This window comes from Vibrio sp. 99-70-13A1 (assembly GCF_013114625.1).
In the GTDB taxonomy this organism is placed as follows: Bacteria; Pseudomonadota; Gammaproteobacteria; order Enterobacterales; family Vibrionaceae; genus Vibrio.
In genome coordinates this window covers 22,103-28,710 of record NZ_VTXD01000049.1, presented here as the reverse complement: position 1 = coordinate 28,710, position 6,608 = coordinate 22,103, and the positions used below count along the sequence as shown (strand labels likewise).

The following is a 6,608-nucleotide window of genomic DNA, read 5'->3' as shown; positions in this document are numbered from 1 at the left end:
CCCTATATATCAAGCAATCATTTTAATGTTATATATAAATATGCAAAGTTATATGGAAATACACATCAATTAGAACGTAACTTTTATGAGATGTGATTGCATATTAAGCATGTTAAATGGGCTGTTATTCTAAATATCCATTTTAGGGCTTTATTAATTGACAATTCACTCATACGTGTCAATATTGTGACACTTATTTAGACAATGGCTTTACCATTGTAATGTATTACTTGTAGCGTATTAAACTATGATTTTAAGTGAGAGAAGTGAGTTTATAAGCTGCATTTACGTCGATGACGATATGCAGTTTATGGCTGATTACAAAAATTTGACGCTGAGAAGTGTTTATCAACCAATTTTTGATTCATCAATGACTCAAATTGGTGTTGAGGCTTTGGTTCGTATTGTTGATGACAAAGGCAACATCGTTCGTCCTGACGAGTTTTTTCATTCCGACGCAACCTGCAATACAGATAAGATCAATGTCGAGCGCTTGAGCCGTGTTATTCACATTCGAAATTTTGCCCAGTCAGATATCTCCCAACTTCATCTTTTCTTAAATGTTTTACCTAATGTCGGTGAGTTATTTGCTGTTGAAGACGTTAGTAATAGCCTCTTAGCTAACCGTCTTGTTGAGCTTAATTTGTCATGCAGCCAGATTGTTATGGAGCTTGTTGAGCTCGATGCTAAGTGTGAAACCAATCTAAAAATTGCTGCAAGTTCACTCGCTGATAATGGTTTTCAAATTGCCATCGATGATTTTGGCTCGAATGCTTCAACGGTTAGTCGCGTTAAGCTAATTGCTCCGCACATTATCAAAATTGACCGTTCTCTCATGCTTGAATTTGAGCAAGGTAATTCAGAAAAAATAGAATTAGCCCTGTCTCTAGCACAGAAAATGAACGCAAAGACTGTGATTGAAGGCATTGAAACACCAGAGCAGCTCAAAGCGATGCAAAGCCTTGGGTTTGATATGTACCAGGGCTACCACCTCGCAATGCCTGAAAAAATTAATTTAAATACTCAGCAAGCTGGCTAGTACCTGTTTTACTAAACTTCTGGCTTCCTAGAGTCCAGCTTTGTGGGTGAGTGTTATTCCCCTCGCCTACTAAGCTTTATTTTATAAATGCTCCGCACTTAAACTAAATCTCAGTAATTAAACGAGCACTCTGCTTTAAAACCTTATCTCCCACAACAAATTCATTCATATCTCCAGTCTCGATGTTTGACAACTATATCAGTTACAAAAAAACCCAGTCTTTCGACTGGGTTGGCTAAAGAATCACGAGATTAAAAATCCTTTTATCCGGCAGTGGATGGTTTGATTCTATATAAGATAGCGAACATCACTGGTACAACGATTAACGTAAGTACCGTAGCAAAGCCTAAGCCAGCCATTATTGTTATTGCCATCGAGCCAAAAAATGCATCAAATACCAGAGGTATCATGCCTAAAATGGTGGTTAGCGCAGCCATTGAAACAGGTCTAACACGGCTTATCGCACTATCTACTACTGCTAGATAAGGATCTTTACCTGTTGAGAGTTCAGTGTTGATCTGGTCAAGCAGTACGATACCGTTTTTCAAGATCATGCCGCTTAGACTTAGCAAGCCCAAGAACGCTGTGAAGCTGAATGGCATATTAGTCCCTAACAGACCAATCGAAACACCAATGATAGAGAGTGGTACCGTAAACCAAATCACAAGTGGCTTACGAAGCGAGTTAAACAGAAGCATAGTGATGATAAACATCAGCAAGTAACCCATTGGCAGTGAACCAAATAGAGATTCTTGTGCATCTTTTGAGCTTTCGTATTCGCCGCCCCAACTGATGCTGTAGCCTTCTGGCAGGTCTAATGCTTCTACCTTTGGTTTCATACGAGCAAACAAGCTTGCTGGCGTTTCATCACCAAGTACGTCGTGGTCAGCCAGTACGGTTAACGTACGCTTTCTATCGCGACGTTGAATCAGTGGCTCAGACCATTGAAGCTCTACTCCATCAATCACTTGTTCAACAGGAATGTAAGTTTGTAGCGATGGGCTCCAAATTTTCACATTGTTCAGTGATTCAAAGTCAAAACGCTCTTCTTCTGGTAAACGCGCCACGATAGGTAACATATGAGTACCATCACGCAGTAAACCGATGTTGTAACCGCCGAACGCCATTTGTAACGTCTCAGACAGGTCAGTTTTTGAAATGCCAAGGCGACGAGCCTTTGATTCGTTAAACAGTGGCACTAGCTCTTTAGTGCGTTCACGCCAATCGTGACGAACATTTCGTGAGCCTGGATCGGCAAGTAATACGTCTTCAACTTCAACTGCAATGTTACGCAATACTTGAGGATCAGCACCGATAATACGCGCTTCAATCTTTGAAGCCGGTGACGGACCAAATTCAATCAGTTTGAACTGGAACGTTGGTTGCTCAAATTCGTTCGCTAAGTTTTTGTCTAACTCTGCTAGCACCTTAAACATGGTGTCACGGTCAGTGGTTCTTACTTGTAATTGGCTGTACGCTTCGTAGCTTTTCTCTGGTTGATATGTCAACGCGAAACGTTGCATGCCCTGCCCAACCGTTGTTGATACAAACTCTACGTCGTCTTCTTGACGAATGTAGCTCTCAACCTTTTCAGTCTGCTTGATCGTTTCACGTACATCTGTACCTTCTGGCATCCACATATCTACGTAGAACATCGGTGTATTTGATGGCGGGAAGAACTGTTGCTTCACCTTACCAAAACCAACCACAGAAACGGCGAGCAATACGATCATGCTGACAACAGTTAACCATCTAAAACGCAATGCAAATTTCAGAGACGCACCGAATACAACGAACAGAATACCTTTGTATGGGTCCTCGTTCTCATCGACTTTGTCTTCTTCTTTAAGCAGCATTTCAGCTAGGAATGGCGTTAGTGTTAGCGCCGTTACCCAACTCAAGAACAACGAGAAACACAGTACCCAGAACAATGAGCCCATGAACTCACCTGTTGCATCTTTCGATAAACCTATAGGTGCAAAGGCTGTAATCGCGATAATGGTTGCACCCAAGAGTGGCCATTGTGTTTGTGTCACGATGTCTTTAGCGGCTTGTAGTTTAGTTTTACCTTTCTTCAAGCCAACCAAGATACCTTCAACGACAACAATCGCGTTGTCCACCAGCATACCGAGTGCGATGATCAAGGCACCTAGCGAGATACGGTGCAATTCGACATCGTTGTAGTCCATTAGAATGAACGTACCGAATACGGTCAGTAGCAGTACCAAACCAATGATCAAACCACTGCGTAAGCCCATCGCGAAAAGCAGTACGATGATAACGATAGCCACGGCTTCTACTAGGCTGATTAGAAAGTCAGCCACCGATTTGTCTACTTCTTGCGCTTGATTGTAGAAGTAATTTAATTCTACACCGGCAGGTTTGATGCTCTCTAAGCGATCAATTTCTGCATCAAGGGCTTTACCTATCTCAACAACGTTTACGCCTGATGAAAATGCGATACCTATATTGATAGCAGGCTTACCGTTGTAAGTTAGGACGTTACCTGGTTTTTCTTGAATGCCGCGAGTAACGTCAGCCACATCTTTCAAACGAATCAAGTTACCCGTATCACGACCGTGGATGATTAGGTTCTCTAACTCTTCAACAGTGCTAAGTGTACCGTTAGGTTTAATCGTTAAGCTTTGACCATTCAGCATCACTTCACCAGCCGCAACCACATTGTTTTGCTGCGCTAATAGTGAATTCACTGTTCCCATATCTAGGTTCAGAGCTGCTAATCTTTCCAAAGACATCTCAACAAAAAGTTGCTCTTGTTGATCCCCAGCGATGCTTACTTTTCCTACGCCTTCAACCAATTCAATTTCACGAGTCAGATAATCGGCGTATTGCTTAAGCTCAACGTAATCGTAACCATCACCCGTTAGCATCATCATCACGCCAAATACATCACCAAAATCATCGATGATTTGAACAGAGTTAACACCACTTGGAAGCATAGGTTGTAGATCGTTAATCTTACGACGCATCTCATCCCAAATTTGTGGCAGCTCATCCGGACCGTAATCCATCTTCATGCTGACCATAATTTGAGACATACCATTCGACGAAGTTGAGGTAATCTTGTCGATATAAGGAAGCTGTCGTATCTCTTTTTCAAGTGGATAAGTCAGCTCTTCTTCAACTTCCATTGACGTAGCGCCAGGGTATGTTGAAATAATCATTGCATCTTTAATGGTAAAAGCTGGATCTTCTAAACGGGATAGATTACCAAAAGACGTCACACCGCCAATGGCTAAAATGACTAGAAATAGCCAGCTAATAACTTTGTTCTTTATTGAATATTCTGCGATGTTCATTCTGTTTTTCCTGACAATTTGATTCCGTCACGGAGTTTTCTTAGATTCGAATTTACGAGTAGCTCACCTTGCTCAACACCATGAGCAATAAGTGCCCCTTGACCGCTGATCTTGTCAACTTCAACTGCGCTTTTGTATGCTTGTCCGTCTTCCATTTTCCAGACATAAAACTGATTGCCTTCAGCGCCCGCTTGCAGCGTTGTCATCGGTAATTGGTAGCCTTGAACATCACTAAGACCGGCTTTTGCCATATCGACATTTACTGTAACGCTAGTTCCTGGAAGAATTTCACTTTCTGGTTGCTGCATTTGCATCCAAAATTCGTAAGTACGAGATTGTGGGTGCAGTTCACTGGTGTGTTCTAAATAAGTCAGTGGGTAATTTCCGGTGTGACCACTAAAAGCCGCATCAGGACGATAACTGTTTGAACGCATATCTGGGCTAATAGATGCCAGAATAGAATCCGACACTTGAATTCGCACATACACCTTATCGTTCTGATAAACACTTAAGAGTGTTTCACCTGGTGTCGTATTTTCAAAACGTTGCTTATCGACTGTTGAAACCGTTCCAGAGAAAGGTGCCAGTAGCTCGGTATAACTCAGCTTACGTTTCGCCGCAGCCAAATTAGCAGAAGCCAACTTATAGTTAGCTGTCAACTGGTCATGTTCAGATTGAGACAGCATCTTGCTACCAAACATCTCTGTACCACGAGCCAGTTGCTTGCTCGCAAGTTGGAACTGAGATTTAGCATCCGTTAAATCTTGTAGATAAGTGGCGTTGTCTAAAGTCGCCAGCAAATGCCCTTTTTCTACTTTATCGCCCGCTTCAACCAATACTTGCTGAATTTCACCAGACAATTTAAATGCCAAAGGTGTCAGTTCTGCAGGCATAACTTGACCATTAAAACTTCGGAATTGATCTGTTAGTGGTGCGCCTACTTCAAAAGTTGAAACTAAAAGAGAAGGTTGCTCACGATGTGCGACTTCATTGTTGCAAGCTTGAAGCAACAACGCTGACACAACCACAACTGATAATTTGGAAAGGTTCATTAAATACCGCCCTCACGTAACCAAGCTTTTACTTGTTGTCCATCTGATAACACATCTACACCCGCTTCTACGATAAGGTCGCCAGAAGCCAGCCCTTCAATCACTTTGCCGTTACTATCTAAAGTGACCTGTACTTTAGAGATCAGCTGAGAAACTGGGTTATAGCGCCATAATTCACCGCTATCTTCGTCTTTGCTTAGCCAAGCTGAATCAACAATGCCAATACCGTATTCAGATTTGTTTTTCTGAACTTCAACTTGCGCAGTCATACCAGAAAGAAGATTAATATCTTTAGGCTTTTTGATGGACACAACCGCTTGGTAGCTGTTGGTGTCTTCATCTGGTTGGGTTGAAATCTCTTTAAAGCGCGTCGGGAATCGAATGCCACGGTGGCTATCCATCACAACCCACATGTTTGAACTTGTTAAGTCTTGGATAGAGCGATCTTCAAGCTTCGATACCGGAATTGAGAAAGTCACATCCATTTCGCTGTGATTTAAGATATTAAGTACTGGCTGTTTTTCTGCAATCAACTGATATTGCTTACCAAAGACCATTGAAACCACGCCATCAAATGGTGCAACTAATGTAGTGTAGCCAAGGTTTGTTTTGGCTTGGTCTAACTCAACTTCAGCAGCAGTAAAGGTGTTCACAGCTTGATCGTAGTAATCAGTGCTGACTAGTTTTTTCTCGTACAGCTCTGACGCTTGCTTGTATTGACTGTTCGCTAAATCAAATTTGGCTTGTGCAGCATCTACCGCAATACGGAAGTCTGTTGCATCTAACACAGCTAACACTTGACCTTTCTTTACTTCTTGCCCCATTCGCACAGAGAAAGTTTCAATATCTCCACCTACTTGGAATGAAAGCGCTGCACGGTCGGTTGCATCAATTTTAGCAATGAAGCTATCTAAAGCCATGCCAGTCTGCTGGGGAACTTCAAACAGCTTTACTGGTTTGACAACTAATTCACTTTCTTCAGATTGAGCTTTATCGCACCCGGTAAGAGCGCTACTGAGCAACAACGCCATAAACGCAGTGCTGATTAACTTAATAGACATATTGGGGTGCATACTGCATCTCCATTTATAATTATAATTTACTACACAGGTGTGCAGTATATGGAAATTGAGACATTAAACAAGTTTTACTTTCCACGTGTGCAGTATTTTTTTTAGAAGAAAAACAGTGTAGAAT

Annotated in this window: 4 protein-coding genes; 1 reads left to right on the top strand and 3 read right to left on the bottom strand. The window is 41.9% G+C overall.

Annotation, left to right across the window (positions count from 1 at the left end):
* Positions 1 to 301 precede the first annotated feature (301 nt).
* Positions 302 to 1,039, top strand: coding sequence for an EAL domain-containing protein (locus F0226_RS20775; protein WP_171737417.1), 738 nt, complete (start codon positions 302 to 304; stop codon positions 1,037 to 1,039).
* 263 nt (positions 1,040 to 1,302) lie between these two features.
* Here F0226_RS20775 and F0226_RS20770 read toward each other — a convergent pair whose 3' ends face one another.
* The 3 genes from F0226_RS20770 to F0226_RS20760 are packed head-to-tail and all read right to left on the bottom strand — an operon-like array spanning position 1,303 to position 6,484.
* A complete protein-coding gene (locus F0226_RS20770; RefSeq protein ID WP_171737416.1) occupies positions 1,303 to 4,359 on the bottom strand; it encodes an efflux RND transporter permease subunit in 3,057 nt (1,018 codons plus the stop codon).
* Positions 4,356 to 5,411 (bottom strand): efflux RND transporter periplasmic adaptor subunit, encoded by a 1,056-nt coding sequence (locus tag F0226_RS20765; RefSeq protein WP_171737415.1) that lies wholly within the window; start codon positions 5,409 to 5,411, stop codon positions 4,356 to 4,358. The genes F0226_RS20770 and F0226_RS20765 overlap by 4 nt, the downstream gene beginning before the upstream one ends.
* Complete coding sequence (locus F0226_RS20760; protein ID WP_171737414.1) at positions 5,411 to 6,484, bottom strand: efflux RND transporter periplasmic adaptor subunit; 1,074 nt, start codon at positions 6,482 to 6,484, stop codon at positions 5,411 to 5,413. The genes F0226_RS20765 and F0226_RS20760 overlap by 1 nt, the downstream gene beginning before the upstream one ends.
* Positions 6,485 to 6,608: the final 124 nt, after the last annotated feature.

What these genes read in the sequence shown, in the direction of transcription:
- F0226_RS20775 (WP_171737417.1), top strand. Translation starts at nt 302, where the DNA reads ATGCAGTTTATGGCTGATTACAAAAATTTGACGCTGAGAAGTGTTTAT.
- F0226_RS20770 (WP_171737416.1), bottom strand. Translation starts at nt 4,359, where the DNA reads ATGAACATCGCAGAATATTCAATAAAGAACAAAGTTATTAGCTGGCTA.
- F0226_RS20765 (WP_171737415.1), bottom strand. Translation starts at nt 5,411, where the DNA reads ATGAACCTTTCCAAATTATCAGTTGTGGTTGTGTCAGCGTTGTTGCTT.
- F0226_RS20760 (WP_171737414.1), bottom strand. Translation starts at nt 6,484, where the DNA reads ATGCACCCCAATATGTCTATTAAGTTAATCAGCACTGCGTTTATGGCG.